Raw genomic sequence first — 26,395 nt, forward strand, 5'->3', positions numbered from 1 at the left:
CGGCGGCATCGGGTTCAGGCTCGGGGTGGCTCGGGTAATGGCGTCCCGTGCACGCTGGCGAAGGTCGCGGGCGCCGGCCAGGACACGCTCGCGCGGGTGGCGACGGGCACCGGGACCGGGAGCGCGGCGGGGAGCAGCGACGCCCCGCTCGCCAAGCACAGGGCCATCAGCGGGCAGCCCTTGGCGCAGTCGGGCTTGGCGGCCGGGGCCTTCGGGCAGCACGGCATGTCGGCCATGTCCATGCCCGCCATGTCGGCCGACCCGGCTTCGCGGTAACCCATGGCGGCATGGTCCATGTGGCCGTGGCCGGCCATGGCCGTCGCGTAAGGGCCGACGTGGGCCATCGACGCGTGCATGCCCGCGGTGGCCGCGGGGGCGGCCACCGGCGTCAGGGCGAGGCTGAGGACCGCCAGGAGCGGCAACAGTCGTCGGAGGGCGAGCCAGAACGTCACGAATGCAGGATGCCAAATTCCGGGCCGGCGCGAAAGTACGGCCGTCGGTCACGGGAACGGCGAATGCGCCGGTTGGTTGCGCCCGGGCTCAGGCGGGCTCGGCCGGATAGCCGGCCTCGACAACGGCCCGGGCGATCCGGTCGGCCGGCCCCGTGGCGCCCGACACGGTAACCAGCTTCGCCCCGAGGTCGACGTCGACGCCTGCGTTCGGCTCGATGGACTGCACGGTGCGGGTCACGGACTTGGCGCAGCCGCCGCAACCCATCTTTTCGACCTTCAAACGGATCATGACGCTCTCCTTCGGATGACGTCCCGAACAGATGGGGCTTCCAACCGTGGGAAGGTCAAGGACACGATATCCCGGTCCGTTCGGTTAAGCCGCGGCCAATGCGGCGGCATGATCCCGTCGGCCGTACCGGATATGTATCCAGCGGCTGGCATGCCGCGTCGCGTACGGAGCCAAGACATGAAGAAGGACGACCCCTGCATCGAGGTTTGCCAATGGGATGGTCGGACCGGCTGGTGCCTGGGCTGCGGCCGCACGGTCCCGGAGATCCGAGCATGGCGGAAGATGTCCCCCTACAGGAAGACCGCCCTCGCTCGCGAACTCCCGCGCCGGGTCGGCCAAATCGACGTCGTGCAGGCCGAGGTCACTTCCGGCAAGACCTGAAAGCCCGGGCAAGGAGCGGCGCTTCGGACCTATGGGTTCTGGAGCGGCTGCTCCAAACGACCTCGCCATAGCGGGGCGTCAGCCTTCTAAGGCAGAGGGTCGGCCTAAGGCCGGGTCGAGTCCGCGGACGAGCGTCAAAGGGTAGGGGGCGTTCCGCGGGCTCGCCGCCGGGTCGGGGGCGGCGACCGAGAAGCCTACGTCAAGGATGTCGTCGCCGTAACGCCTCATCACCGACTCGGCCGTCAGCGCGACCTCGCGCTCCGCCCGCGTCGCCAGGACCCGGCATCCGTCACGGGTGGCCAGCCGCAGCTCGTAGCGCCGCGTGGACATCACCGGTTCGCCCCCCATCCCAAGAAGCCGCCCGGCAGCGCGCCTGACGATGCGGCCGAGCAACGAACGGCCATCGAAAACCGATCCGATGCTGCCGCAGGAGGTGCCCGAGACCGCCCCCCCGGCCGCAAGCGGGGCGGGAATCCCGGGTTCGTAAATTCGGGTTCATTCAGGAACGGGCTGGGTGCCCCGTTTGTCCCTGATGGAGCCCATCGCCCGGAGGCGTGCTGGGCCACCCCCAAGCAGTGTTCCCAAGGCTTACGATGACCCGTCCGATCCACGCCCTCATGACCACGTTCCTGCTGGCCGCGACGGCGCTCTCCCCGGCCCTGGCCCGCGAGGCCGCCCCGGCCGCCACAATCCCCGCGACGGCGGCCGCCCCGTCCGCGACCCAAATCTTCGCTCGCATGCAGGTCGCGCAGGAGCCAACCGCCACGCCGCCCGCGGCTTCCCAGCCATCCGGCACGAAGACCGACGGCGTACGCCAGTCCTCGCAAACCCAGGTGACGAGCCGCCAGCCCCTCGGGGCATTCCCGACGAACGAGGTCAGCCGCCAGCCGGTCATCGACCTGGGCGCCGGCGAGGACGGCATGAGGAAGGACGTCGCCGCACTTCAGCAGACCCTGACCGAGTTGCAGCAGCTCCAGCTGCAGACCAAGCAGGCGCACTGGAACGCGTCCGGCACCCTGTACTACCCGCTGCACCTCCTGCTGCAGGAGCACTACGAGGGACTGTCGAAGTATGCCGACACCATCGCCGAGCGGCTTCTCGCCGTCGGCGTCTCGGCGGACGGGCGGGCCAACACCATCGTGAAGACCTCTGGCGTGCCGGAGATCCCCGGCGGCTTTCTCGACGACGCGCAGATCCTGGTGTGGTTCACCAACGCCTACAAGCGTGTCGGCGAGGAGGTGCACGCCGCCATCAAGACGACCGAGGACGTCGACCCGACGACCTCGAACCTGCTGCAGGAGGTCGAGCACGGCATCGCCAAGTACCAGTGGCAGATGCGCGCCCAGCTTCAGCGGACGCACACCGACCCCAACACCGGCTGGGACCTCAACGACAACAAGCCGGTCGACCTGCAGGGCCAGCAGGCCCCGGCTCAGGCTCCCGCCAAGCCTTGATGCGAGCCGACCCCGTGCCGGAGGGCGCGGGGTCTCTCCTTGACCTCCACCTAGTTTATATTAGCTCCAAAAAGCGATGCACCCGCGGGATCGAACGGCGCCCCAGCCTTCCCTCACGCCCGGCCAGCGGGTGCTGCTGCTCCGGCTCCATCGGGAGGGTCCGCTCCTCTCCCTCAAGCCGTGGGAGATGCGCACCGTACGGTCCCTGCGGGAACGAGGGCTGATCCGGCCGAGGCTGTCGAGCCGGGACCCCGAGGGGCTCTGGTTCCTCAGCGCCAAGGGCAGGCGGGCCATCGCCCCGGCACGTCCGGTCGGCGGCGACCGTCATCCCCCGGCGGCATCACCGGCGTAGGCAGGACCTCGATCATGACGGCACCCCGAGACACGATGAGCGCGACGGAGCGGTACGACGGCGGCACCATCGCGCTGCACTGGCTGACCGCCGTGCTCGTGCTTGGCCTTTGGCTGGTCGGGAACTTACTGGAAGACCTCGTCCCCAAAGGGACCCTCCGCTCCGACATCTGGTCGGCCCACTTCAACCTCGGCTTCGTCCTCACCGGCCTGGTCGTCGCGTTCCTCATCTGGCGGCGGGCCGGAGGCCGCGACCTGCCGGTGGAGGATGCCGGTCCGCTCCACCGCCTCGCCAAGGCGACCCACGCCGCGCTCTACGTCCTGCTGATGGTCATCGTCGGCCTCGGCATCGCCAACGCCTTCGTCCGCGGCGCCTCCCTCGGTCCGGTCAGACTGCCACAACTCGGCGACCCGGAGTGGCGGCGGTCGCTCACGCACTGGCACGGGCTCGCCGCCAACATCCTGATGGCTTTAGCCCTGTTCCACGCGGTCGCCGCCCTCGTGCACCACTACCTCTGGCACGACGCCGTCCTGCGCCGCATGCTGCCCCGGAGATCCTGACGACCATGCGACCCGTCCATCGCGAGCATCACCTCATCGACCGGATCGGCTGGCTGCGCGCCGCCGTGCTCGGCGCCAACGACGGCCTCGTCTCCACCGCCAGCCTGATTGTCGGGGTGGCGGCCTCAGCCGCCAACATCGGCGAGATCCTCGTCGCCGGCAGCGCCGGTCTCGTGGCAGGCGCGATGTCGATGGCGGCCGGCGAGTATGTCTCGGTGAGCTCCCAGGCCGACACCGAGCAGGCCGACCTCGCCCGGGAGCGGCGCGAACTGGCCGACGACCCGGCCGCCGAGCGAGAGGAACTGGCGCGGATCTACGTCGACCGCGGCCTCGACCATGCACTCGCCCTTCAGGTCGCAGACCAACTGATGGCGAAGGACGCGCTCGGCGCCCACGCCCGGGACGAGCTCGGCATCTCCGAGGTCACGACGGCGCGCCCAGTCCAGGCGGCGCTGACCTCGGCGGCGACCTTCTCGGCCGGCGCGGCGCTGCCGCTGGCGACGGCGGCGCTCTCCCCCGGCGACCTCGCGGTCTACATCGTGTCCTGGGCCTCGTTGGTGTTCCTGGCGGTGCTAGGGGCGCTCGGTGCCAAGGCGGGCGGCGCCCCAATCGCCCGGGCCACGGCGCGGGTGACATTCTGGGGCGTGCTGGCCATGGCCGTCACGGCGGGCATCGGGAGCCTGGTCGGCAAGGCCGTCTGATCACGGCTTCGGTCGTGGCCTGGAGGGGCTGCCGGCTCGAAAAGTGGTCGGATGACGTTGCTCGCCGCCGACAAAGGCCAAACCGGAGGAACGCCCATGCGTATTCGCTACCTGCTGCCGCTCGTCGGCTTGCTCGCTCTCGGCGCCTGCAAGGACGAAATGAAGGCCGAGAACACCGCGCCTCCGGCGACGACGACAAGTCCGGCGCCGGCCAACAAGCCGTAGCGACCGAGCCATGAGTAGGGCGGGTCCTGCACGCATCCTGCGTCCAAAGAACCCGCCCGATCCCCGGGTAGATCAAACCCCCGCACCCGCGGGAAGGAGGGCTCGGCGCCGGACCGGATGGCCCTGCCGGGCGGGGTGTCGTTGGCCGGTGACCCGTTCGGGCGCCCCGGAAGCCGTTCGGGTCGGGCTAGGTCGCGCGCAGGGTCCGTCGCGCGACGAGGCCGAGGGTCGATCCCTGCACGACGATGGTGAAGAGCACGACGGCGTAGGTCGCCGCCAGGATCGCCGGTTTTGCCTCGCTCTCCGGCATCGAGAGGGCCAGCGCCACCGAGATGCCGCCGCGCACGCCCGCCCAGGTCAGGAACGGCACGTTGCCGAGCGAGAGGTTGCCGCCCCAGCGGAAAAAGAGGACGGGCGTCGTGACCGCCACGAGGCGGCCGACGAGCACGATGGGGGCGGCGCAGGCGGCCAGCGCCAACCCGAAGACCTGAAAACGGAGCACGAGCACCTCCAGACCGATCAGGAGGAACAGCACTGAGTTCAGGACCTCGTCGACGAGGGTCCACAGGGCCGAGACGTATCTCCGCGTGGTGTCACTCATCGCGTAGCGCGGCGCGCGCTCGCCGATCAGCAGGCCGGCGGCCACCACCGCGAGCGGCCCGCTCGCCCCGAGCTTCTGCGCGACGGCGTAGGTGCCTGTCACGAGGGCCAGGGTGATCAAGACCTCCACGGGGAAATCGTCGATGGCCTTCATCGCGCGGTAGGCGACATAGCCGGTGACGACGCCGAGCAGCACGCCACCCCCGGCCTCGTGGAGGAGCAGCGTCGCCACCCCGCCCACGCTCGTCGCCTCGCCACCTCGACCGGTCGCGAAGGCGACGAGCACCGTGAACAGCACGATGCCGATGCCGTCGTTGAACAGCGCCTCGCCCTGCATCTCGATTTCGAGGGCTTCCGGCACCTCCACGTTCTTCAAGGTGGCCAGCACCGCGACGGGGTCGGTCGGGCTGATCAACGCACCGAACACCAACGCCCAGGCCAGCGGCACCGGGGTGCCGAGCGCCTGCCCCGCCGCCCAGAACGCCCCGCCGACCAAGGCGGTCGAAATGACGGTCCCGAGCAACGCGAGGGTCGCCACCGCCACAGCCCGTGCCCGGAGCGCTCTGAGGTCGAGGTTCAGGGCGCCGGCGAACAGCAGGAAGGCCAGCATGCCGTTCATGACGACGCCGGTGAAGTCGACTTGGTCGAGGACGCGTGTCAGGTCCTGATAGAGGTGCTGCGCCGGGAAGGCGACGTCGACGAGCACCAGGGCGAGCGAGGCGAGGAGCCCCATCACGAGCAGGCCGATACTGTGCGGCATGCGCAGGAAGCGGCGGTTCAGCCAGCCGAACAGGGCAGAGAGGGTGAGCAGCAGCGCGGCGAGGTCGAAGATCGAGATCAAGGGGCGTCCTTCCCGCCAGAGGACATTCGGAACGCCCCATCGCACCGGTCGTTGCCGGGCTCGAAAGGTGTCGGTCCGCAACGATGAACGCGCGCGTCAAAGCTTGGCTGGAAAGTCTCGGCGACCTGTTCTGGCTCCGGCCGGCCCTCGTCGTCCTCGGCTGCATCCTGCTGGCCCAGTTCGGTGTCTGGCTGGAGACGGCCCACGTCTCCGGCTTCGATCCCTCCTCGCCGGACACGAACTGGGGCTATTCCGGCGGGGCCGAGGGCGCGCGGGCGCTGCTCAGCGCCATCGCCTCCTCGAACATCGGGGTCGCCGGCACGACCTTCTCCATCACCATCGCCGCCCTGACCCTGGCCTCCGGCCAGATGGGGCCCCGACTCCTGCGCAACTTCATCCGAGATGCCCGCAACCAGACGGTGCTCGGCATCTTCCTCGGCACCTTCGCCTACGCGCTGATGGTCCTGCGCACGGTGCGGACCGTGGAGGAGAACCCGTTCGTCCCGCACCTCGCCATCACCGGCGCCCTCGTCCTGGCGCTGGTCGCGGTCGGCACGCTGGTCTGGTTCGTCCACCATATCGCCACGAGCATCAACATCGAGACCGTGGTCGACGCCGTCCAGCAGGACCTCTGCCGGGCCATTGCGACCCATACCCGTGACGAGCCGGGGGCGGCCCGCCTAGGTGACGCTCCAGCGGGAAGGGCCGTGGCGGCGACCGGCGGCGGCTACGTCCAGGCCCTCGACGAGGACGCCTTGGCGGACTGGGCCCAGGAGCGCGGGGTCACGGTCATCCTGCGGGTACGGCCCGGAGACTATGTGCCGAGCGGCTTTCCCGTCGCGCTCCTGTCCGCGCCAGTCGATGGGGCCGAGGCGGCCGTCCTCGACGCGGTGACGCTGGGCCGCCGCCCCGCCGCACTCCAGGATCCGGAATACTCGGTCCGGCAGTTGGTCGAGATCGCGGTCCGGGCGCTCTCACCCGGCATCAACGACCCGTTCACCGCCGGGAGCGTCGTCGACCATCTCGGCGACGCCCTGTGCCGAATCGCTCCGAGGCACCTGCCGACAGGCGTGGTGTTGCGCGACGGCCAAGCCGTTCTCGTCCATCCGGTCACGGACTACGACGGGCTGTGCGATGCCATGTTCCACATGATCCGGCAGAACGCGGCCGGCTCGGTCCACGTGCTCGGCCGGATGCTCGACGTGCTCGCCCGCGTCGCCGAGGTGGAAAGGCGGCCCGACCGGGCGGCGGGGCTCTCCCGCCATGCCGGTCTCGTCATCGCCGCCGCCCGCCGCGACGTGGCGGACCCTTCCGACCTCGCCGATCTTGAGGACCGCTACCGGCGGTTACGCGGTGCCGGCTCAGCCAACAACTGACCAAAACTCGACTTTTCACCCGTTCCTCAGAGCCCGACGAGGGTGGTTTTGCGACCATCTGCTTTTGGACGCCGAACTCAAAAAGCCGACCCGCAATGTAAACAAGGCATCTCCCCTCTGCTCGCCACGCCGGTTTTAGTCATTCAGGCTTAGCTCTGAGGCTTCCGCGGGAACTCCAAGGGGAAGTTGTTGAGCACGCGCCAGAGTTCGTAGCCCACAGACACTGTCTCCATCCGTATCCACCCTCGCACCTTGGCGCCCAGCGGTATGAAGTCAACGTCCGGCCATCTGGCTTGGTCGGGATCCTGCTCGACCAGCACGCGAAACAAGCCGGTCGGCTGGGCGGAGGGGTCGACGGTTCGCACCCGCCCGTCGAACATGCCGTGGGCCACCGAGGGCCAGCCGCTGAACTGGATCGCGGGCCAGCCCTCGAAGGCGAGACGCACCGTCTGGCCGGGCCGAATCAGGGCGACGTCCCGCCCGTCGACCATCAGCTCGACGACGCGTTCCGGCGCGTGTGGCGCGAGGGTGGCCAGGGTGTCCCCCGCGTTGACCAGCGTGCCGGCCGCCGCAGCGTTGATGTGCAGGATGCGGCCGTCCCTGGGGGCGCGAACGAGTTGCGCCGATTGGCGGTTCACGGTCACTTCGAGGCGGCTGAGCTTGGCCTTGGCCTCGGCCAGCTTCGCCCGCTGCTCTGCCACGCGGATCTGCGCGGCCTCGAAGTTGCGCCGGGTCACGAACCCCTTTTCCGCAGCCTCGCGCGTCTGGCTGACCTGACTTTCCGCCACCTTCACGGCCTGATCGGCCGCCGCGATCTCGGCCTCGATCTGCTCCCGCTCGGCGGCGAGCCGCTTGAGCAGGAACGGGTCGTTGTCGACGAGGCGGGCGATTGCGTCCCCGGCGCGGACCCGCTGGCCATCCTCGACATACCAATGCTCCACCCGGCCCTGGACCAGGGCCGTGACCGTCTGGACCCGGTCGGCTGGGTTCGGCGCGATGACGCGTCCGCTCCCTGCCGAGGTCTGCACCCAGGGCACGTAGAGGAGGACCAGGACCGCGAGGACGGTCCCGATCCCGATGATCCAGCCGAGGGCGACCGCCGCGCGGGGAGGCCGGATCGCGGTCAGGGTCGGGAAGCGATGGAGATGTTCAGGCCGCGACAGCATGGGGCTTCTTCCTCGGCGTCGTCTTGTCGAGCGGGTCCTCACGTCCGGCCGCACGCCCGTATCCGTGGTCGCCCAGGCGGATCTGGTCGTCGTGGACCGGCATCGGGGGGCGGCGGGTGACATGCAGCACCGTCGTGCCCGCCTCCCGGAACCCCGCGAGCGCGGCCCCGACGCGATCCGGTGGCAACAGGTCGAGGAGCGTCGGCAGGACGAGGAGCTTCGGCGGCCGCAGGAGGGCGGCGGCCAGCTTCAGGGCTACGACCTCGCCCGTCGAGAGCGGCGAGCCGGACTTGGCCAAGGCGGTGTCGAGACCGGAGGGCAGGCGCCGGACGCGCTCCGCCAACCCGACATGCTCCAGGCACTCGTGGATCCTCGCGGGGCACGACTCGTCGCCGCCCGACAGGTACTGGCGGATGGTCGCCTCGGCGAGCGTCGGCCGATCCATGACGAGGATCTCAGACCGCAGGGCCTCCGGACCGTAAGCAGCGATGTCGGCTCCGCCAACCATCACCAACCCGCGCACGGGCCGGACCCTCCGCCCGATGAGGTCCGCAAGTGCCCGCTCGATACCTTCGTCGGCGGCCACGGCGAGGATCTCGCCTCTCTCGACCGCGAAATCGAAGCGGCGGCCGTCGTGCTCGACGTCGCACAGGCGCAGGTTCCCGTTGGCGGGACCCGGACCGTTCCACCCATCGCCGTTCTCCTGCTCGATTTCCTCGAACAGCGACAACTCGTGGAGCGCGGCGACGAGGTCGTAGAAGGTCCTCGCGTGGGACCCCAGTTGCGAGATCCCGTAGAAGGCGCTCGACAGGACGAGTTCCGCCGCCACGAGTTGACCGAGCGACAGCTGCCCCTGCAGGATCAGCCAACCGCCCATCGCCAGGAGGCCAGCGCTCGCGACCGCGTAGACCAGGAGGAATGCGACGGTCTGTGCGAAGGTGTGACGGAAGTGGCGATGGTGCGCCCGGACATAGGCGGAGGTCATTGCTTCCGACCGGGCCAGCGCAGTCGTGAGCCGTGCACCGTGCCGGTAGAAGCCGTTCGAGCCGCCGACGCTCTCAAGCCAGCGCGCGGTCTCGTGCTTGGCATGGCTCAGCGCCGCGCCGGACCGGACCGCCGGCCCCGCCCAGAGGAGCGCAATGCCCACAAGCACGGCGGCCACCACCAGATTGAAGGCAAGAAAAAAAGGGTGGTAGAAACTCGTCAGGACAAGGCCGATCCCGGATTGCAGCAGGATCGCGAAGCCGCCGACCAGGAGATGGGGGACCGCCTTCTGGACCGTCATGAGGTCGAAGAAGCGGTTGAACAGGTCGCCGCGGTGGGCTTCCTCGAAAGGGAGATTCCTGGCGTGGACGGCACGCAAGCTGATGTCCGCCACCGTTCTCGCGAACACGCGCCGCTCGAACAGCGCCAGGATGTAGATCCGCGCGGCGCTGAGCAGGGCTGCGGCGAGCAGCAGGCCGAGCAGCAGCCCAGACAGGACAAACAGGGGTGTCGGCAGCGCCGTGTTGGCCACCGAGTTGATCAGGAGCTGCACCGAAACCGGCACAGCGAGGCCCAGGAGCGCCACGGCTATCCCGTAGACGACCGCCGTCCGGACGAAGCCGGCCTCGGGCTTGAGGAAGCGGCCAATGAGCCTGCAGGCTTCCGCGAGCGTTAGCGGCGTGTGTTTCGTCGCATCCATTGGGGGCGGACTTTCAAGACTGGAACGAGGGCGTGCGAGGAGGGTCACGGCTCCGACGCAGGTCGGGGCATGACCTCGGAGGCATGGGAAAATCTCAGAGGTGCGCTTGGTGCGGGAGTCTGCGACCGGCCAGGGCTACCCGGCGCGTCAGCGCGAAGACCACATGCGCGATCCGCCATGAGGGTGGCATGGCGGATCGCCGTTATGCGGCGATTGTCGGAGCGGCGGACGGATCCCGGGTCGGGGCAGCCCACCCGCTTCAGCAGCGATAGCCGCCCGACACTTGGCCGTACTGTTGCACCGGGAAGTGCTGCTGATCGGCGTTGCCTTCCTGGGATGAGCTCCGGCGGCAGCCGCCGGCGGTCGGGGTCAAGATTTCGGCCTGCAAGGCCGAGCCGGTCGCGAGGCCATCCCAGGTCGTCTGTGGCAGGGGCCGTGACCCAGGGCCCATCCGCACATCGGCGAGCGCGGCGGAGAGCGGCGCGACGCTGAGCGCGGCCGCGACGGTCATGAGGGATAACTTCTTCGACGCCTTCATCGCTTGTCTCCGATCAGGTTTGCGGTCGCGAGGACCTGTCCGTAGATCGAGGCCGTGGCGGACCGGCATCCGCCGGCTTTCGCTCGCCTCATCCACGACGCTGATTTGGAGCAACGAAGCTTGCTCTACAATTTCCAGACTTCAATGGAGATCATTGAAATAACAAATGAGTCTCGACATGCAGAATGCATAGGTAGATGTTTTAATCCCCGTTTGCACTATTGTTCAATCTGCGAGGTGCGTTCCATCACATGTCGCCACTACGGCACATATCGGATCGGTGAAGACTCCATTCGTTAGCTTGAGATTCGGCTCGGGCGAGCTGACCTTTGGTTGATGCCCGGACCGCCATTGCCTTTCGACCTCGATCTTCTGCGGACTTTCGTCGCCATTGTCGACAATGGGAGCTTCACTCGTGCGGCCAGCAGGCTGGGTCTGACGCAGTCGACAGTGTCGCTGCAGATCAAGCGCTTGGAGGACGGCCTCACCCGCCGCCTGTTCAACCGCGACGGCCGGGACCTTAAGCTGACGCCCGAGGGCGAGGTGCTGATCACCTATGCGCGGCAGATCCTCAAGCTCGGTGCCGACGTCCTCTCACGGATCGTCACGCCGGAACTGTCGGGCCTCGTCAGACTGGGCACGCCCGAGGATTTCGCGACCACGCACCTCTCGGAGGTTCTGGCGTGCTTCGCCCGCTCCCACCCGAAGGTCGCGCTCGACGTGAATTGCGACTTCACGGTGAACCTCCTCGATGATTTTTCGAAGGGTCGGTACGACCTGATCCTGTTCAAGCGGGAGCCGCAGGGACAAAGCGGCGGCACCAGGGTCTGGCGGGAGGTGCTCGACTGGGTCGCGTCGCCTCGTCTGGTCGTGGAAGCCGACGATCCTCTCCCGCTCATCCTCTCGCCGGCGCCGGACGTCTACCGGAAGCGCGCGCTGTCGGCGCTCGATGCGGCCGGACGCGATTGGCGCATCGTTTACACCAGCCCGAGCCTGGCCGGATTGCAGGCCGCCGTGCAGGCCGGGCTCGGGGTGACTGTGCTGCCGACGGAGATGATACCCGGGGAGATGGTCTCGGTCTCAGAGCGACTTCGGCTACCGAATCTCCCCGATACGGAGATCGTCCTCTACCACGCTCCGGGCCCCCTCCCGCCGGCTGCGGAACTGCTGTCGACGACCATCGTCGGGGCGTTGGAGCGCCGGGTCGCCCTCGCGACGGCCGTCGCGCCGTGAGGACCTTCGGCTGCCCCGTCAGTATGCCCCCTCGTCGGGGATGTTCAGGATGTTGCCGCAGGCCTTGCAGTGGACGGCGTCCGGCTCGTGGCGCTGCAGCCCACAGGCGGTGCAGGGGAAGCGGACCTTGTAGGGGCGGAAGACCACCTGAGCGAGGCGGAAGAACAGCGTCACGCCGCAGATCATCACGAAGACCGACAGCAGTCGGCCGGTCGGCCCGGGCAGGGTGATGTCGCCGTAGCCCGTCGTCGTCAGCGAGGTGACCGTGAAGTACAGGGCGTCAACCGGCGTCTGTATAGCCGGGTTGGAGCCGTGCTGCGTGGCGTAGACGATGCCGGTCATCGTGAAGACGAAGACCACGAGATTGGTCGCGGCCAGGATCGCGTCCTCGTTGCGGCGGAACAGCCCGCTGTCCTGCCGCAGCCGCTCCAGCAGGTGGTAGGTGCGCAGCATGCGCAGCGTCCGCAGGATGCGCAGGAAGCCGACGCCCTCGACCAGCAGGGGCGCGAGGAACGAGGCCACCGCGACGAGGTCCGTCCAGGTGCTGAGGTGCCGGAACTCGCGCAGCGGCGCACGGCTGATAAGTAAGCGGGCGGCGAAGTCGAGGAGCACGCACAGGCCCACCGCCACGTCGCAGGCGACGATCCAGGGGCTCAGCGGCAGGAACGAGGTCACGACCACGAAGGCGATGGTCGCCACATCGAACACCAGCAGCGCGTAGCGGAAGCGATGCGCGCGTCCGGTGTCCTCTTCGTAGAGCTCGCGAAGCGTCGCGGTGAACGTCGTCATCGGTCGTCGGGCCGGTAGGGGTCGGATCTCAGGAATTCCGCGTCATGCCGTACCCGGCCACGGCGCCCTCGGCATCACCCGACAGCCAAGACAGGAGCATCAGCATACCCATCCCGAGGAGCAGGACCCCGGTGAGAGCGAGGATGAGGTCGGACAGACGGCCGTCGATGGCGCCGGGTCGACGCCGTGGGAACTGACGAGGCATGATGCTTCACTTGGTTCTGGGAGGTCGGATGAAGTGGCCGCGCACTGTCGGGGCGCGGCCGGTCCCGCTCAGCGCTGGGACGGGCGCGCCGGGGCGAATCGCAGGACCAGCGCCCCGGCGGCCATGCAGGCGACCGAGCCGAGCAGCACGCCGATCTTGGTCTCGGCCTCAAGCTCAGGTGCGCTCGCGAAGGCGAGCAGGCCGATGAACAGGCTCATGGTGAAGCCGACGCCGCACAGGAGTGAGACTCCGTAGACCTGCCACCATCCGGCATGAGCCGGGCGCTGCGCCAGACCGAGCTTCACGGCGGCGAGAACGAGGCCGAACACGCCGACCTGCTTGCCCACGAACAGGCCGAGCGCCACGCCGAGCGTCACCGGGTCGAGGAGCATGTGCGGCGTTATCCCCGCCAGCGACACACCCGCATTGGCGAAGCCGAACACCGGCAGGATGAGGTAAGCCGACCAGGGATGGATCGCGTGTTCCAGGATGTGCAGCGGCGAGGTGGGATCGTCCGGCCTGCCGACGCTCAGGCGCAACGGGATGGTCAGGGCCAGCAGCACGCCGGCGATGGTCGCGTGGACGCCCGAGGCGAGGACGAACACCCAGAGGACGATGCCGAGGAGCAGGTAGGGCCACAGGCGCGCCACGCCGGCCTTGTTGAGCCCGTAGAGCACGGCGAGCGTCACTGCTGCCCCGCCCAGCATTGGGAGCGAGAGGTCGACGGTGTAAAAAAGGGCGATGATCAGCACGGCGCCGAGGTCGTCGATGATGGCGAGCGCCGTCAGGAAGATCTTGAGCGAGACCGGCACCCTGGATCCGAGCAGGGCCAGCACGCCGAGGGCAAAGGCGATGTCGGTGGCGGCCGGGATGGCCCAGCCCCGCAGCGTCTCGGGGGAGTTCCAGTTGATCGCGGCGTAGACGAGCGCAGGGGCGGCCATGCCACCGAGAGCAGCAAGGCCCGGCAGCACTCGGTCGGACCACGTGCGAAGGCGCCCGTCGAGTACCTCGCGTTTGATCTCCAACCCGACGAGCAGGAAGAACACGGCCATCAGGGCATCGTTGATCCAATGCAGGACCGAAAGCGGGCCGATGTGGGCCTTAAGCGCCGCGAAGTAGGTGTCCGACAGCGGCGAATTGGCCACGGCGAGCGCCAGCGCGGCACTCGCCATGAGCACGAGGCCGCCACCGGCTCCGCTCGTGAGCAGGTCGCGCAGGGACGACAAGGGACGACGGGGAAGAGACGGCACGCGCACACGCCTTCTGCCGCTGGCGGCCCGACCAGCGCAGAAGCCTGCCGATCCGACCTCCGGATCGCGCACCCGGGGCCGCCTATCGCATCGTTTCTCGCTCCCATCAACCTGCAGCGGTGGTCTGTCGGGCAAGGGCTGGACGACTGGATCAGTCGGAGGAATGGCCAGAGGGCGCGCCCGTATCACCACGCGGGTCGGGTTCGCACGAGGTCAGCGTCACCGGATCGGCCAGCGGCCCAACGAAGGCGCCCATCGGCTCGCAGCGCCCCTCTCGGCAGACGGACCAGTCCGCCGTCGCTCCCGAGCGCCGGAGAACGACCGCGCGAAGCGGGTCTACGTGCGGCTGCCAGGTCCAGGCGCCGTCGACCCAGCGCGCATCGGCGGCGGGCTCCATGCCGGCGCCCGAACCCCGGACGCGGCTCGCGGTCAGGGTCAGGCCGGCGGGCGCGTCCACCCAGTCCTCCTCCCACACGATCTTCTCGACCGAGTGGGTCCAGCGCAGCGTGATGGCCTGCGCGCCGAGCGGTACGAGCACGCCCGCGGCGAGGAGGCAGATCACGCCGGCCGGGCTGCGACCCCGCGCAGCCGCCAGAGATGCGCGCCAACCGCGACGGCCCCGAGCAGGAAGCCGGCCTGATCGGTCAGCGGCAGGGCGACTACGAGGAGGAGAGCGCCCAGGACGGCGACGCCCCGCTCCCACGCTCGCATCGGGCCGCGGAGAAAGCCACTCGTGGCGGCGCCCCACAGGAACACCGCGGCAGCGGCCTTCACGCACATGTAGGCGACGGCGGCCGCGAAGGCCGGCGCGCCGATCCCGGTGGTGTTCTGCGCCATCAGCGCCGGATCGTAGACCGCCATGTAGGGCACGACGAAGCCGGGCAGCGCGATCCGGATCGCCTCCAGGCTGATCTTGAAGCCGCTCTCGCGCGCGATCGGCGCCGCCGCGAAGCAGGCGAGCGCCACCGGCGGCGTCAGGTCCGCCATGATGCCGAAGTAGAACACGAACATGTGGCTGACGATGAGCGGCACGCCCAGCGTCAGGAGCGACGGTGCGGCGAGCGACGAGGTGATGATGTAGTTGGGGATCGTCGGGATGCCCATGCCGAGGATCAGGCTCACCACCATCGTCAGGATGAGGGACGCGATGAGCGAACTCTGGCCGACCGACACGACGTAGTTGCCGAAGATCGTCCCGACGCCGGTCAGCGTCATCGTGCCGATCACGATGCCGACGACCGCGCAGGCCAGACCGACCGGAAGGGCCTGCCGGGCGCCGTCGGCGAGGGCGTTGCGGCAGGCGACGAGCGTGTCGCGACCCCCGTGGGTGAGCAGGCTGGCGGCCACCATGACGAGGACGAGCGCCAGGACGAGCATGACCCCGACCCAGAGCGCCGCCGCGGCGATGAGGCCGAGGGCGACGTAGAAGATCGAGCGGACGGCGTCGCGGCCGAAGCCGAGGGCGATGGTGCCGCCGAGGATCAGGGTCACGGTGAGCGCGAGGCCGACCGACCCCGCGAACAGCGGCGTGTACCCCGCGAAGAGCAGGTAGACGAGGACGGCGAGCGGCAGGATGAGGAACCAGCGCTCGCGCAGGGCCGCCTTGGCGCTCGGCAGCTCGCCGCGGGGCAGCCCGACCAGACCGCGCCGGCCGGCCTCGAAATGTACGGCCAGGAAGGCGGAGAGATAGTAGAGGAGAGCTGGGATGATCGCCGCCTTGACGATCTCGACGTAGGGCACGTCGATCGTCTCGGCCATGATGAACGCCACCGCCCCCATCACGGGCGGCATGATCTGCCCGCCCATGGAGGCGGTCGCCTCGACGCCGCCCGCGAAGGCCGGCTTGTAGCCGAAGCGCTTCATCAGCGGGATGGTGAACTGGCCGACCGCCACGACGTTGGCGACGCCCGACCCCGAGATCGTGCCCATGAGCGCGGAGGAGAACACCGCGACCTTCGCGGGGCCGCCCCGCGCCGAGCCGAACAGGCTCATGGCGATATCGGTGAACAGCGCGATCATGCCGGCGCGCTCAAGGAAGGCGCCGAAGAGCACGAAGAGGAAGATGTACGTCGACGACACGTAGACGGGCGTGCCGTAGATGCCCTCGGTGCCGAAGGCCATGTGCTCGACGACCTGCTCAATGCCGTAGCCGCGGTGGTTGAGCGGTGCCGGCAGGTACTGGCCGAACAGGCAATAGGCGAGGAACGCGCCGGCCACGATGACGAGGGCCGGTCCCATGATGCGGGCGACGAAGTAGAACAGCAGCGCGACCAGCGCGAGCCCGACATAGAGGTCGGCGTCCGAGAGTTCGCCCGCGCGCGAAACTAGGTCGTCGTAGAACGCCCACTGATAGGCGCCGATCAGAAAGCCGGCCACGGCGAGTGCCCAGCCGAGCAGCCACGTCACGCGCGTGCGCGAGCGATGGTTCGCCAGCAGGCCGCCGCCGACGAGGCACAGGAAGCCGACATGGAGCGCGCGGACCGCCTGGCTCGGCAGGCCGCCAGGGAACTTGGTGACGAGGCCGACGGTGATCGCCAGCGCTGCGACGGCGAACAGACCGTCCAGCGCCGGGCGCCGCCGTGCCGCCGCCCAGCCGACGAAGAGTGCGCCGGCTGCCAGGGCGGCCCACGCGAGATCGAGCGGCGTTACGCCGAGCACGATCGCGCGGTCGAGCGGAACGCCGAAGGCGGTCACGATCTGGAAGGTCGAGAAGGCCACCGCCAACCAGAACAGGAGGCGGCCCGATGAGCCCGCCCCGAAGTTCTCCGGCAGCCCGTGCTCGGGATTCTGCAATTCGGCCTGGTCGACCCGCTCGTTCATGGAGTGCCTTCCATCGGCGGGCCGAGCCGATCCTCCAGGCCCGCCCAGACGCATCGTGATCTCGGATTCGTCGCCGCGCGCGTTACGGGGCGCCGACAGGCACGCCCTTCTCCTTGAGGTAGCGGGCCGCGCCGGGGTGGAGCGGCACCGGCGTACCCTCGGCCGCCTTCTGGACATCGATGGCCTTCGCGGCCGAGTGCGCGGCCTGCAGTTCGGGCAGGCTCTCGTACATCGCCTTCGTCATCCTGTAGACGAGGTCGTCCGAAAGGTCCGACCGAGTCACGAGGTAGTTCACGACCGCCGCCGTCTCGACCGGCTCAGTCTGTCCCTCGTACGTGTTCGCCGGGATCGACTGCTTCACGAAGGGAGCGCCCGCCTTGTCGACGATTGCCGCCGGAATGGCCACGACCGTGATCGGCGTCGAGGTCGCGAGGTCGCGGATCGAGGAGACGCCGAGCCCGGCCGACTGCAGCGTCGCATCGAGCTGGCGGTTCTTCATCAGTTCGACGGATTCGCCGAAGGCCAGATACTCGACCTTGCCGAGATCCTTGTAGCTCAGGCCGGCGGCATCCAGGATCGCGCGTGCGTTGAGCTCGGTGCCTGATTTGGGCGCGCCGACGGAGAGCCGCTTGCCCTTCAGGTCCGCCAGGGTCTTGATGCCGGATTCCTTGGACGCGACGATCTGGACGTAGTTCGGGTAGATCGCCGTGACGCCGCGCAATTTGTCGAGCTTACGCCGGAAGCCCGCCTCCTCGTCACCCTTCCATCCAGCCGCTAAGCTGTCGCCGAGGGTGAAGGCGAGTTCCCCTTTACCGCCTTGGACCAAGTTGAGATTTTCGACGGAGGCCTTGGTGGCTTGAACGGACGGGCGCGCGCCCGATACCTTCTCGGTGAAGATCTTCGAGAGCGCGACGCCCATTGGGTAGTACACGCCCGAGGTTCCGCCGGTGAGGATGGCGACGAAATCGTCGGCGCGCGTCGGATTGGCAAGGCTCATGAAGGCAGCGGTTGCGAGCGCAAGCCCGGCGAGGCGTTTCGGCAGACCTGACATATGCCCTCCCATATTGTGTTGCTGCCTTGAAGCAGATCTGACCCTCTGCGTCGATGCTCAATCCATCGGTCAGGCCGTTGTCCGCTGTGGGTTGGCGGTCGACACCGTCTGGACGGCCCGAATGAGCGCATCACTGCAATAGTAGGGCAAAACATACGTCCGCTGTCGGGATACCCACGGACGCGCGTACATGACTGCGTTGGGTCGACAGCCGAAGGGCGGCTTCGGGTTAATTTCCGCCGGTCCGCCTCCACTCGAAAATGAAGCGGAAGCGGACTCTCGGTGGTTAGATCCTCTAATAGACGATCAGCGTCGATAGGATTGTGTCATGCTGCGCGGACGGTGGCGAGGAATCGGCTGACCTCCGCGGTCAGGTGCTCGGATTGCCGCGACAGCTCCGAGGCCGCCGACAGGACCTGGCCGGCCGCCGCCCCCGTCTCCTCCGAGGCCTGCGCCACGCCGGTGATGTTGCCCGTCACCTCGTTCGTCCCCGCCGACGCCTGCGCCACGTTGCGCACGATCTCCTGCGTGGCCGCGCCCTGCTCCTCGACCGCGGCGGCGATCGAGGTGGCGACGCCGCTGATCTCGCGGATCCGGTCCGTGATGCCGGCTATCGACGTGACCGCCTGCCCGGTCGAGGCCTGGATCTGCGCGATCTGGCCGGAGATCTCGTGCGTCGCCCGGGCGGTCTGCTCGGCCAGCGCTTTCACCTCGGAGGCGACCACCGCGAAGCCCTTGCCGGCGGCCCCGGCGCGGGCCGCCTCGATGGTGGCGTTGAGGGCCAGCAGGTTGGTCTGGCCAGCAATGTTCGAGATCAGCCCGACCACGTCGCCGATCTGCGACACGGCATCGCTCAACTGCCGGACGAGGGTGCCGGTTTGATCGGCCTCGCTCACCGCGAGCTGCGCGAGGCTGGCCGATCCCTGCACCTGCCGGCCGATCTCCTGCACCGACGAGCCGAGCTCCTCGGCCGCCGCCGCCACCGTGCTGACGTTGGAGGCGGCTTCCTCGGCCGCCGCCGCCACGGTCGTCGACTGGCTCGCGGTCTCGGTGGCCGTGGCGGTCATCGCCTGCGCGGTCGCCTGCAACTCGGTCGCGGAGGATGACACCGTGCCGATGATCCCGCCCACCGCGGCCTCAAAGCCATCGGCCATCTGCCGCATGCCGGCCTTGCGCTGCTCCTCGGCGGCCAAGCGCGCCTGCGCGGTCTCCTCTTCCAGACGGCGGGTGCGGATCAGGTTGTCCTTGAACACCTGGACGGCCGCCGCCATCGCACCGACCTCGTCGCGGCGCGCGCGGTGGGGCACCTCGCCGCCCGTGTCGCCCGCGGCCAGGCCGGTCATCACGCCCGTCATCGCCTGGATCGGACGCGAGACGTGCAGCAGCACGAAAGCGGCCGCGCCGCAGGCCGCGAGCACGCTCAGTGCGATGAAGAGATAGGCCGTCAGGGTGGCGGACTCGGTCGTCGCCATGACGCTGTCGGCATCCGCGTGCGCGCCGCGCTCGTTCAGGGCAACGTCCTGGGCCAGCTTGTCGCGGGCTGCATTGTAGAGATCGATGTTGGCCGGTTCGGCCATGAGCCGGACACCCTCGGCGCTCTGGCCCGCCTCCGCCAGGCGGGCTGCCTCGCGGCCGACGGTCTGGTAGCGCTCCCAGGTGGCGCCAAACGCGGCGTACAGCGCCCGCTCCTCGGCCGAGGAGATCAGCGGCTCGTAGGCCTTCCGGGCGGCGGCGAGCGCCACGACGGCCTCGTCGATCTGCCGCGCGTTCTCGATCCGCTGATCGGGACTGCCGAACAGGGTCAGCGTGCGCAACTGCTTGATGCGCACCTCCGAAGCGGCGGCGCGGATGTTAGTGATCGCCACGACGGAGGGGAGCCAGTTCGTGGCGACGCCCGTGACATCGGCTCGGATGCCTGAGAGCGTGAGGGCCATGAGAACGGCCTGACCGGCGCAGAGAAGCGCGAGGAGGCCGAAGGCGGCGAGGAGTGACGCTTTGACGGTTAGGTGAAGGCGCATGATCTGGTCCTGGACGGGGCACCCCGCGCGTCCGCCACGGCGCCTGCCGGAGGGCAGGCGGTCAGGCGGCCGCACGGGCACGAAGGGGGTGAGCCTGGACCGGCTTCCCGCCCTCACAGGCAGCCCACCAAGCAGCCTACTCTTCGCCAGGAAAGCCTTAACATTTATTTTCAGGCTGGTTTTAGGTGCCTTTGTCTGCAATCAACTAAAGGTGATTAGCCATTTATTCGAGGCGCTCTAGCCAACAATCGATTTTTTCTTGCGGCCGACCCTGACTTGCCCCGTCCCGCGCTAGGGGAGGCGTGGCGCTAGAGCGTTTTCGGTTTGGGCTGAGTCGGCTTGGTGGGGTTCACGCGGCGCTGGGAGGCTGATTCACTCAGGCCGGTCGACAGCCGGAGTGATGCATGGGCCGCCCCTACAGCTTGGACCTGCGCGAGCGGGTGGTGACCGCGGCTGCGGCGACCTCGCGCCGTCAGGCGGCCGCCCGCTTCGGGGTCGGCCAAGCAACCGCGATCCGCTGGATGGCGGCGCTCGCCGCGACTGGGACGGTGGCCGCCCGGCCGCAGGGGCGTGCCCGCCGCTCCAAGCTCGACCCGTACGAGACGTTCCTGCGTACGCTGATCGACGAGACGGTCGACATCACCCTGGAGGAGATGCGCGCCCGGTTGCAGGACGAGCATGGCCTCACCGTCGGGCTCGGCACGTTGTGGGCCTTCCTCGACGCGCGCGACCTGACGTACAAAAAAAGACGGCCCACGCCGCAGAGCAGGATCGGCCGGACGTGAAGGCCGCCCGGGAAGCGTGGTTCGAGAGCCAGCCCGATCTCGACCCGGACCGGCTGGTGTTCCTCGACGAGACGTGGACCGCCACCAACATGGCCCGCACCCGCGGGCGCTGTCCCCGCGGCCAGCGGCTGCGCTCCCCCGTCCCGCACGGTCATTGGAAGACCACGACCCTGGTGGCGGGCCTGCGCCTGTCCGGGATCGCCGCGCCGTTCGTGCTCGACGGGCCGATCAACCGCGACGCCTTCCAAGTCTACGTCGATCAGGTCCTGGTGCCCGAACTCGCACCCGGGGACATCGTGATCATGGACAATCTCGGCAGCCACAAAGGCCCGGCCGTGCGCGCGGCGATCGAGGCGGCGGGCGCGCGGCTCCTGTTCCTCCCGCCCTACTCGCCGGACTTCAATCCGATCGAGATGGCGTTCTCGAAGTTGAAGGCGGGGCTGCGCAAGGCCGCGGCGCGCACGCGCGAAGGGCTCTGGACCACAATCGGGCGGCTCGTCGATGCCGTTACGCCCGACGAGGCCGCAAACTTCTTCGTCGCGGCAGGATACGACCCCGATTAAACCGAAACCGCTCTAGAGCAGTGAGAGCAGGGCGAGCGCTGGAGGCGCCGACGCAGAGCGCAAGGACGACGTCTACCCAGGATAAAGATGGGGCGGGCTCACCGGCGTTCATGGGCCATCGAACGCCTGGAGGCCAAGCAGGTTTCCAGCAGAAGCGCCACATCAACGGTGGCGTTGCAGAACGGCATCATTCGTCGCTTTAATAAGTAGCTCGGAGCGGATTGCTCGTGCCGCTGCTGTCGTCGCGTAACCGGGGAAGTGCTGCGATCAGTGTCTATCCGGTTTCCGCTATCGGGAACGGGAGATGGCCTCTCCTACGTCTCTTGTGAGTCGCCAGCGGAACGTCCGCATATGCCCCCATCTTCAGAGCCTCGGTTCGGGTGTCTCCTCGCCTCGCTGGCATGGGCCGGCGAGGAGACAGATGATGGGACATTCTGCACACGATCCAGCCACGAAAGGGCGACCGGCCTGGAACTCTGGCCGCAAGCTCGGAGCCAAACAAGCCCTCAAACCTCCACAGGTCTGGGCCATCCGGTTCTGGCTCGATCGCGAACGGCGCACACGCGACCGGGCGATGTTCGACCTCGCTATCGACAGCAAGCTACGCGGCTGCGACATCGTCAAGCTCAAGATTGGCGACCTCGTCAGCGGTGGTCGCGTCCGCAGCCGCGCCATCGTCATCCAGCGCAAGACCGGCCGACCAGTGCAGTTCGAATTGCTCGAACCCGCCCGTACCAGCATCCTCGCATGGCTGGAGGCCAGGGGCGGAACGCTCGACGACTATGCCTTCCCGAGCCGGCTCGACGGCGTCACGCACATCAGCACCCGGCAGTATGCGCGCCTGGTCGATGAGTGGGTCACGAGCGTCGGGCTGCGCAGCGAGGACTACGGAACCCATTCCCTCCGCCGCACGAAGGCGTCGTTGATCTACAAGCGGACCGGCAACCTGCGTGCCGTCCAGATCCTGCTTGGCCATACCAAGATCGAGAGCACGGTCAGGTACCTTGGTGTCGACGTGGAAGATGCTCTGACCCTGGCCGAAGGGACTGAGATTTGAGCGTTCGGCCCCTCAGCTCCATTGTCGAGGGGCTTTCAAACCAGCTCGGCAGCAAAGCGCCCATCTTGGTCATCCGGCAGCCTTCGGCGGTATCTTGGAAGCGGACATCCTACAAAGCCAGATCGAAAGCTCAGCCGATGCGAGTACCGAGCGTTCGACGATGCTGGCGGCGCTTAGCGGTAGGTCGATGATGGTAGTACCGATGTTTCGATGCGGCCGAGAAAGTCGCGGGTGAGGCGGGCAATATCGTCCGCCGCCTCGTCCAACGCGAGATGCCCGGCCTCGACGATGTGCAGCTCCGCCTTCGGCGTGTCGCGCAGATAGGCCTCGGCGCCCGGCACGATAAAGGAGGGGTCGTAGCGGCCCCAGAGCACGAGCGTCGGCAGCGGATGGCCGCGCATCCAGGCCTGCCAAGCCGGGTAGGACGCGACGTTGGTGCGATAATCGTAGAGCAGCGCCGCCTGGATCTCCCGCTCGCCCGGCCGAACGAGGATGGCGTACTCGTCCGTCCAGGTGTCCGGGTTGTACCGCTCGCTGTTGGGGCTGGTGCCAAAGTGGCGCTGAGTGGCTCCCTCAAGCGATGTGAAGGCGTCGACCTGCTCGGGATGGGCCGCCGGGTCTGCCCAGTATTGGGCGATGCCCTGCCACTTCGGGCCGAGACCTTCCACGTAGGCGTTGGCATTCTGGACGATCAGCGCGCTGACCCGTTCGGGGTGAGCCAGCGCCATGCGGAAGCCAACCGGGCCGCCGTAATCCTGCATGAACAGCGTGTATCGCTCGATGCCGAGATGGCTAATCAACGCCTCCGTGGTCTTCGCGAGATTGTCGAAGGTGTAGGTGTACTGCGCGGGAGACGGCACGTCGCTCTGGCCGAAGCCCGGGTAGTCGGGAGCGATCAGGTGGTAGCGGTCGGCGAGTAGCGGCAGCAGCGGGTCCCACTGCCGCGACGACGACGGGTACCCGTGCAGCAGCAGGACCGTAGGCGCGTCCCGCGGGCCGGCCTCGCGGTAGAAGATGCCCACGCCGTCGATCGCGGCCCGATGGTAGGTCGTCGTGGCCGAGACCAACGGAAGCGGCTGCGGCGTCCCATGCCCGACGGTCAGGGCGGTCGCGGCGGCCAGGATGGTCCGTGTCGGCATGGTCCAGCTCCTTCAACGGTGAGATCGGATGCTGCGGTCGGGGGAACGAGCGCGGGGGGACCCGGGCTCGCACGATGCGGCGCGGCTCCTGCCCCCAGCGTCCGTCTTCGCGTGAGGGCCTGGATAACCTCTCGGTTCAGGACTGCAGGAAGCGCGCGATAGCCTCCGCAATAGTCGCGGCATGCGTCTCCAAGGCGAAGTGCCCGGTGTCGAGAAAACGCACCTGCGCATCCGGCAGGTCCCGCCGGAACGCCTCCGCTCCGGCGGGCAGAAAGAAGGGATCGTTTCTCCCCCAAATCGCCAGCAGTTTCGGCCGATGCTCCCGGAAATAGGCCTGAAAGGCCGGATAGAGTGCCACGTTGCTAGCATAGTCGCCGAAGAGGTCGAGCTGGATCTCGTCGACCCTCGGGCGCTGGATGTACCACGCGTCGAGAGCACTGCCGTCGGGCGAGACCAGCGACGTGTCCGGCACACCGTGCTCGTATTGCCAGCGGATCGAGGCCGGCGTGAGCAGCTCCCGCAGGGCCTGGCGGTTGGCGTCGCTCCGGTCCCGCCAGTAGCGCTGGATCGGGTTCCAGCCCTCGCTAAGCCCCTCCTCGTAGGCGTTGCCGTTCTGCGAGATGATGGCCGTCACCCGCTCCGGATGCGCCAGGGCCACCCGGAAGCCGGTAGGCGCGCCGTAATCGAAAACATAGAGCGCGTAGGTCTCCAGCGCGATCACCTCGGTGAAGCGGCCGATGACCTGCGCGAGCGCGTCGAAGCTGTAGGTGAAGGCGTCGCGCGGCTTGAACTCCGATAGGCCGAAGCCCGGCAGGTCGGGGGCGACGAGGTGGAAGCGGTCCGCCAAGAGCGGGATCAGGTCGCGGAACATGTGGCCGGACGAGGGGAAGCCGTGCAGCAGGAGAAGCGCCGGCTTCTCAGGGTCTCCGGCCTCCCGGTAGAAGATCGTGAACCCGTCGACGTCGGCGGTACGGTAGCGGATCTGGGTCATGGGACTCTCCGTGAGGTCGGGCGCTGACCGCTCAGGCTTGCGCCGCCATGTTCCGCGCCACGTCGGCGGCGCTGATGCCTTCCAGGGCGAGGCCGTAGCCGGTCCCCTCCTCGACGAGCCGGCGCAGGCGCTGCGTGAGCGCGATCCGCGTATAGCGGCCGGTGAGCGGCGGCAGAGCAGCGATGCCGTCCGCGATCGCATGGGCCCGCGCCAGCAACTGGTCCCGCGGCACGATCTCGTTGACTACGCCCCAGTCCTTGGCGGTCTGGGCATCCAAGACCTGCCGCGTCAGCAGGAAGTATCGCCCGCGGATCGAGCCGATCACCTCGGGCCACAGGATGTGCATGCCGTCGCCCGGGACGATGCCGAACTCGAAGTGCGGCTTGTCCTGGAACACCGTCTCAGGCGTCGCGAGCACGATGTCGGTCAGCAGCGCGTACTCGCTGTGCAGCAGGACCGGGCCGTTCAGCGCGGTGATCATCGGCACCTCGATGTCGAGGATGTTGCCCAGCACCTTGCGGCCCTCCCGCAGGATCTTGTCGTAGCCCTGCGGCGTGAAGAAATCGAAGCCCTCGGGGCTGATCGCGTCCATGAACGCGTCGCCAGTCCCGGTCAGAATCACCGCCCGGTTGTCGCGGTCCTCGCCGATGGCGTGGAACAGGTCGACGAATTGCTCGTGGGTGTGACCGTTGAAGACGAGCTTGCCGCCTTCGGTGTGGAGCATAACCTCCAGCACGCCGTTCGGCTTGCGGGTCAGGCGGGCATTGGGGAAGGCGTCGCGGTAGGCGTCGAAACGGGCCATGGGTGCTGTCCTCGTAGTGGCCGGCCCCGTTCGGTCGGCGTGAGGACGAGGTAGACGGCTCCGTCCGGCGGCGGATGACGGCGCGGAGCGATAAGGCTTATGCCGCCGTGGAATGGGTCACCCGGGCTTCGGCCATGGCTGCCTCGACGAAGCCTGCGAAGAGCCGTGCCTTGGCGCTCGCCATGCGGCCGGCGGGGAAGACCGCCCAGAGATCGATCGGGGGCAGCGTCCAGGCCTGCAGCAGCCGCCGCACCGCGCCGCTCGCCAACTCGGGAGCGAACATCCAGTCCGACGTGACGGTGAGTCCGATATCGGCCAGGACCGCAGCCCGCAGGCCCTCGGCCGCGCTGACCCGCACGCGGCCCTGCACCGCGACCGAGACCTCGGTCCCCGCCCGGGTGAAGGACCAGACATCGGGCAGCTGGCTGTAGATTACCGCCTGGTGCCCGGCGAGGTCCGCCGGGCTGAGCGGCTCGCCCGCGCGGGCGAGATAGCCGGGGGTGGCGAGGACCGAGCGCGCCCCGGTCGCGAGCTTGCGTGCGACGGCGGTCGAGTCCGGCAAGGCGCCCATGCGCAGCGACAGGTCGATCCCCTCGCTGACGAGGTCGATCACCCGGTCGTCGAGGATGATCTCGATGTCGAGGTCCGGGTGCTCGGCGAGAAAGCGCGGCAGTATCGGCACCACGTGGAGCCGCGCGAAGGTGGTCGCCGCCGAGACGCGCAGCCGGCCCGAGAGCCCGGCTCCCGCGCCGCGGGCCGCGCGCTCGGCCTCGTCCGCCTCGGCGATGGCGGCCCGTGCCCGCTCGTAGAAGCGCAGGCCTGCCTCGGTGGGGCTCAGGCCATGGGTCGAGCGGACGAGCAGGCTGACCTGAAGCCGGTTCTCCAGCTGCGCGATCGTCTTGGAGACGGCAGGCTGGCCGACGTTCAGGAGCCGCGCGGCGCCCGAGAAGGAGCCGGACTCGACGACCCGTACGAAGGTGGCCATCGCCTGATACCGGTCCACGCCATTCCTCCCTGGAATGAGCGTTATCGCCCCGGGCCGCCTGCCCTGTCTATCGGGGGAGGCGCATCAC

26 protein-coding genes are annotated in these 26,395 nt (G+C 68.6%); 9 read left to right on the plus strand and 17 right to left on the minus strand.

Going from position 1 to position 26,395, the window contains the following annotated elements:
- Positions 1-14: 14 nt before the first annotated feature.
- Together ACX9MN_RS33765 and ACX9MN_RS33770 are read right to left on the minus strand one after the other, a co-directional pair.
- Positions 15-452 carry a hypothetical protein gene (locus ACX9MN_RS33765; protein ID WP_489726580.1) on the minus strand — a complete coding sequence of 146 codons (438 nt, stop codon included), beginning with the start codon at positions 450-452 and terminating at the stop codon, positions 15-17.
- 88 nt (positions 453-540) lie between these two features.
- Entirely contained in the window at positions 541-741 is a 201-nt protein-coding gene (locus ACX9MN_RS33770; RefSeq protein WP_489726581.1) for a heavy-metal-associated domain-containing protein, read from the minus strand.
- Between the two features lie 177 nt (positions 742-918).
- On the opposite strand from ACX9MN_RS33770, the gene ACX9MN_RS33775 reads away from it, so the two are divergent.
- The 5 genes from ACX9MN_RS33775 to ACX9MN_RS33795 all read left to right on the plus strand — a co-directional run bounded on the left by ACX9MN_RS33775 (position 919) and on the right by ACX9MN_RS33795 (position 4,414).
- Positions 919-1,122, plus strand: coding sequence for a DUF1289 domain-containing protein (locus tag ACX9MN_RS33775; protein ID WP_489726582.1), 204 nt, complete (start codon positions 919-921; stop codon positions 1,120-1,122).
- 593 nt (positions 1,123-1,715) lie between these two features.
- Positions 1,716-2,576: a Dps family protein gene (locus tag ACX9MN_RS33780; protein ID WP_489726583.1), complete on the plus strand. Its 861-nt coding sequence runs from the start codon at positions 1,716-1,718 to the stop codon at positions 2,574-2,576.
- Between the two features lie 366 nt (positions 2,577-2,942).
- On the plus strand, positions 2,943-3,488 hold the full coding sequence (locus ACX9MN_RS33785) for a cytochrome b (RefSeq protein WP_489726584.1): 546 nt from the start codon (positions 2,943-2,945) through the stop codon (positions 3,486-3,488).
- Between the two features lie 5 nt (positions 3,489-3,493).
- Positions 3,494-4,189: a VIT1/CCC1 transporter family protein gene (locus tag ACX9MN_RS33790; protein ID WP_489726585.1), complete on the plus strand. Its 696-nt coding sequence runs from the start codon at positions 3,494-3,496 to the stop codon at positions 4,187-4,189.
- A gap of 51 nt (positions 4,190-4,240) precedes the next feature.
- A complete protein-coding gene (locus ACX9MN_RS33795) occupies positions 4,241-4,414 on the plus strand; it encodes a hypothetical protein (RefSeq protein WP_489726586.1) in 174 nt (57 codons plus the stop codon).
- A 187-nt stretch (positions 4,415-4,601) separates the two neighbouring features.
- Here ACX9MN_RS33795 and ACX9MN_RS33800 read toward each other — a convergent pair whose 3' ends face one another.
- Positions 4,602-5,855 (minus strand): cation:proton antiporter, encoded by a 1,254-nt coding sequence (locus tag ACX9MN_RS33800; RefSeq protein WP_489726587.1) that lies wholly within the window; start codon positions 5,853-5,855, stop codon positions 4,602-4,604.
- 83 nt (positions 5,856-5,938) lie between these two features.
- Here ACX9MN_RS33800 and ACX9MN_RS33805 point away from each other — a divergent pair, with 83 nt between their 5' ends.
- Positions 5,939-7,231 carry a DUF2254 domain-containing protein gene (locus ACX9MN_RS33805; RefSeq protein ID WP_489726588.1) on the plus strand — a complete coding sequence of 431 codons (1,293 nt, stop codon included), beginning with the start codon at positions 5,939-5,941 and terminating at the stop codon, positions 7,229-7,231.
- A gap of 149 nt (positions 7,232-7,380) precedes the next feature.
- Here ACX9MN_RS33805 and ACX9MN_RS33810 read toward each other — a convergent pair whose 3' ends face one another.
- The 3 genes from ACX9MN_RS33810 to ACX9MN_RS33820 form a co-directional block, all read right to left on the minus strand.
- A complete protein-coding gene (locus tag ACX9MN_RS33810; protein WP_489726589.1) occupies positions 7,381-8,397 on the minus strand; it encodes an efflux RND transporter periplasmic adaptor subunit in 1,017 nt (338 codons plus the stop codon).
- Positions 8,381-10,081, minus strand: coding sequence for an ATP-binding cassette domain-containing protein (locus tag ACX9MN_RS33815; protein WP_489726590.1), 1,701 nt, complete (start codon positions 10,079-10,081; stop codon positions 8,381-8,383). The genes ACX9MN_RS33810 and ACX9MN_RS33815 overlap by 17 nt, the downstream gene beginning before the upstream one ends.
- A gap of 259 nt (positions 10,082-10,340) precedes the next feature.
- The gene (locus tag ACX9MN_RS33820; RefSeq protein ID WP_489726591.1) at positions 10,341-10,619 is read right to left on the minus strand and encodes a hypothetical protein; all 279 of its coding nucleotides are present in this window, start codon (positions 10,617-10,619) and stop codon (positions 10,341-10,343) included.
- A gap of 351 nt (positions 10,620-10,970) precedes the next feature.
- Between ACX9MN_RS33820 and ACX9MN_RS33825 the strand changes: the two genes are divergently transcribed.
- Positions 10,971-11,852: a LysR substrate-binding domain-containing protein gene (locus ACX9MN_RS33825; RefSeq protein WP_489726592.1), complete on the plus strand. Its 882-nt coding sequence runs from the start codon at positions 10,971-10,973 to the stop codon at positions 11,850-11,852.
- An 18-nt stretch (positions 11,853-11,870) separates the two neighbouring features.
- On the opposite strand, the gene ACX9MN_RS33830 is transcribed toward ACX9MN_RS33825, so the two are convergent.
- From ACX9MN_RS33830 to ACX9MN_RS33860, 7 genes are all read right to left on the minus strand, one after another.
- Positions 11,871-12,641 (minus strand): potassium channel family protein, encoded by a 771-nt coding sequence (locus tag ACX9MN_RS33830; RefSeq protein WP_489726593.1) that lies wholly within the window; start codon positions 12,639-12,641, stop codon positions 11,871-11,873.
- A gap of 28 nt (positions 12,642-12,669) precedes the next feature.
- Positions 12,670-12,846: a hypothetical protein gene (locus ACX9MN_RS33835; protein WP_489726594.1), complete on the minus strand. Its 177-nt coding sequence runs from the start codon at positions 12,844-12,846 to the stop codon at positions 12,670-12,672.
- Between the two features lie 68 nt (positions 12,847-12,914).
- Entirely contained in the window at positions 12,915-14,096 is a 1,182-nt protein-coding gene (gene nhaA / locus ACX9MN_RS33840) for a Na+/H+ antiporter NhaA (RefSeq protein WP_489726595.1), read from the minus strand.
- A 151-nt stretch (positions 14,097-14,247) separates the two neighbouring features.
- A complete protein-coding gene (locus ACX9MN_RS33845) occupies positions 14,248-14,658 on the minus strand; it encodes a DUF1850 domain-containing protein (RefSeq protein WP_489726596.1) in 411 nt (136 codons plus the stop codon).
- Positions 14,655-16,916 carry a TRAP transporter permease gene (locus ACX9MN_RS33850; protein WP_489726597.1) on the minus strand — a complete coding sequence of 754 codons (2,262 nt, stop codon included), beginning with the start codon at positions 16,914-16,916 and terminating at the stop codon, positions 14,655-14,657. Before ACX9MN_RS33850 ends, ACX9MN_RS33845 begins: the two co-directional genes overlap by 4 nt.
- An 82-nt stretch (positions 16,917-16,998) precedes the next feature.
- Positions 16,999-17,967, minus strand: a complete 969-nt coding sequence (locus tag ACX9MN_RS33855; RefSeq protein WP_489726598.1) for a TAXI family TRAP transporter solute-binding subunit — start codon at positions 17,965-17,967, stop codon at positions 16,999-17,001.
- Between the two features lie 326 nt (positions 17,968-18,293).
- The gene (locus tag ACX9MN_RS33860) at positions 18,294-19,985 is read right to left on the minus strand and encodes a methyl-accepting chemotaxis protein (RefSeq protein ID WP_489726599.1); all 1,692 of its coding nucleotides are present in this window, start codon (positions 19,983-19,985) and stop codon (positions 18,294-18,296) included.
- Between the two features lie 404 nt (positions 19,986-20,389).
- On the opposite strand from ACX9MN_RS33860, the gene ACX9MN_RS33865 reads away from it, so the two are divergent.
- Together ACX9MN_RS33865 and ACX9MN_RS33870 are read left to right on the plus strand one after the other, a co-directional pair.
- Positions 20,390-21,333, plus strand: a protein-coding gene (locus ACX9MN_RS33865; RefSeq protein ID WP_100250497.1) for an IS630 family transposase whose coding sequence is annotated in 2 segments (ribosomal slippage) — positions 20,390-20,726 and positions 20,726-21,333 — 945 coding nt in all. Because the reading frame shifts where the segments join, the coding sequence is not laid out codon by codon here.
- Between the two features lie 424 nt (positions 21,334-21,757).
- Positions 21,758-22,390 carry a tyrosine-type recombinase/integrase gene (locus tag ACX9MN_RS33870; RefSeq protein ID WP_489726657.1) on the plus strand — a complete coding sequence of 211 codons (633 nt, stop codon included), beginning with the start codon at positions 21,758-21,760 and terminating at the stop codon, positions 22,388-22,390.
- 173 nt (positions 22,391-22,563) lie between these two features.
- Here the strand turns inward: ACX9MN_RS33870 and ACX9MN_RS33875 are convergent, their stop codons facing one another.
- From ACX9MN_RS33875 to ACX9MN_RS33890, 4 genes are all read right to left on the minus strand, one after another.
- Positions 22,564-23,529 carry an alpha/beta fold hydrolase gene (locus tag ACX9MN_RS33875; protein WP_489726600.1) on the minus strand — a complete coding sequence of 322 codons (966 nt, stop codon included), beginning with the start codon at positions 23,527-23,529 and terminating at the stop codon, positions 22,564-22,566.
- 136 nt (positions 23,530-23,665) lie between these two features.
- Complete coding sequence (locus ACX9MN_RS33880) at positions 23,666-24,520, minus strand: alpha/beta fold hydrolase (RefSeq protein WP_489726601.1); 855 nt, start codon at positions 24,518-24,520, stop codon at positions 23,666-23,668.
- Positions 24,521-24,551: 31 nt separating this feature from the next.
- Positions 24,552-25,322 carry an enoyl-CoA hydratase/isomerase family protein gene (locus ACX9MN_RS33885; RefSeq protein WP_091977565.1) on the minus strand — a complete coding sequence of 257 codons (771 nt, stop codon included), beginning with the start codon at positions 25,320-25,322 and terminating at the stop codon, positions 24,552-24,554.
- A 97-nt stretch (positions 25,323-25,419) separates the two neighbouring features.
- Positions 25,420-26,325, minus strand: coding sequence for a LysR family transcriptional regulator (locus ACX9MN_RS33890; RefSeq protein WP_489726602.1), 906 nt, complete (start codon positions 26,323-26,325; stop codon positions 25,420-25,422).
- Between the last annotated feature and the right edge of the window lie 70 nt (positions 26,326-26,395).

The organism is Methylobacterium sp. 1A, from assembly GCF_058072805.1.

Coding starts and splice junctions, on each gene's coding strand:
- ACX9MN_RS33780 (WP_489726583.1), top strand. CDS start 1,716: ATGACCCGTCCGATCCACGCCCTCATGACCACGTTCCTGCTGGCCGCG.
- ACX9MN_RS33830 (WP_489726593.1), bottom strand. CDS start 12,641: ATGACGACGTTCACCGCGACGCTTCGCGAGCTCTACGAAGAGGACACC.
- ACX9MN_RS33820 (WP_489726591.1), bottom strand. CDS start 10,619: ATGAAGGCGTCGAAGAAGTTATCCCTCATGACCGTCGCGGCCGCGCTC.
- ACX9MN_RS33795 (WP_489726586.1), top strand. CDS start 4,241: ATGACGTTGCTCGCCGCCGACAAAGGCCAAACCGGAGGAACGCCCATG.
- ACX9MN_RS33880 (WP_489726601.1), bottom strand. CDS start 24,520: ATGACCCAGATCCGCTACCGTACCGCCGACGTCGACGGGTTCACGATC.
- ACX9MN_RS33770 (WP_489726581.1), bottom strand. CDS start 741: ATGATCCGTTTGAAGGTCGAAAAGATGGGTTGCGGCGGCTGCGCCAAG.
- ACX9MN_RS33860 (WP_489726599.1), bottom strand. CDS start 19,985: ATGCGCCTTCACCTAACCGTCAAAGCGTCACTCCTCGCCGCCTTCGGC.
- ACX9MN_RS33775 (WP_489726582.1), top strand. CDS start 919: ATGAAGAAGGACGACCCCTGCATCGAGGTTTGCCAATGGGATGGTCGG.
- ACX9MN_RS33790 (WP_489726585.1), top strand. CDS start 3,494: ATGCGACCCGTCCATCGCGAGCATCACCTCATCGACCGGATCGGCTGG.
- ACX9MN_RS33785 (WP_489726584.1), top strand. CDS start 2,943: ATGACGGCACCCCGAGACACGATGAGCGCGACGGAGCGGTACGACGGC.
- ACX9MN_RS33875 (WP_489726600.1), bottom strand. CDS start 23,529: ATGCCGACACGGACCATCCTGGCCGCCGCGACCGCCCTGACCGTCGGG.
- ACX9MN_RS33885 (WP_091977565.1), bottom strand. CDS start 25,322: ATGGCCCGTTTCGACGCCTACCGCGACGCCTTCCCCAATGCCCGCCTG.
- ACX9MN_RS33805 (WP_489726588.1), top strand. CDS start 5,939: ATGAACGCGCGCGTCAAAGCTTGGCTGGAAAGTCTCGGCGACCTGTTC.
- ACX9MN_RS33855 (WP_489726598.1), bottom strand. CDS start 17,967: ATGTCAGGTCTGCCGAAACGCCTCGCCGGGCTTGCGCTCGCAACCGCT.
- ACX9MN_RS33870 (WP_489726657.1), top strand. CDS start 21,758: ATGGGACATTCTGCACACGATCCAGCCACGAAAGGGCGACCGGCCTGG.
- ACX9MN_RS33835 (WP_489726594.1), bottom strand. CDS start 12,846: ATGCCTCGTCAGTTCCCACGGCGTCGACCCGGCGCCATCGACGGCCGT.
- ACX9MN_RS33810 (WP_489726589.1), bottom strand. CDS start 8,397: ATGCTGTCGCGGCCTGAACATCTCCATCGCTTCCCGACCCTGACCGCG.
- ACX9MN_RS33850 (WP_489726597.1), bottom strand. CDS start 16,916: ATGAACGAGCGGGTCGACCAGGCCGAATTGCAGAATCCCGAGCACGGG.
- ACX9MN_RS33815 (WP_489726590.1), bottom strand. CDS start 10,081: ATGGATGCGACGAAACACACGCCGCTAACGCTCGCGGAAGCCTGCAGG.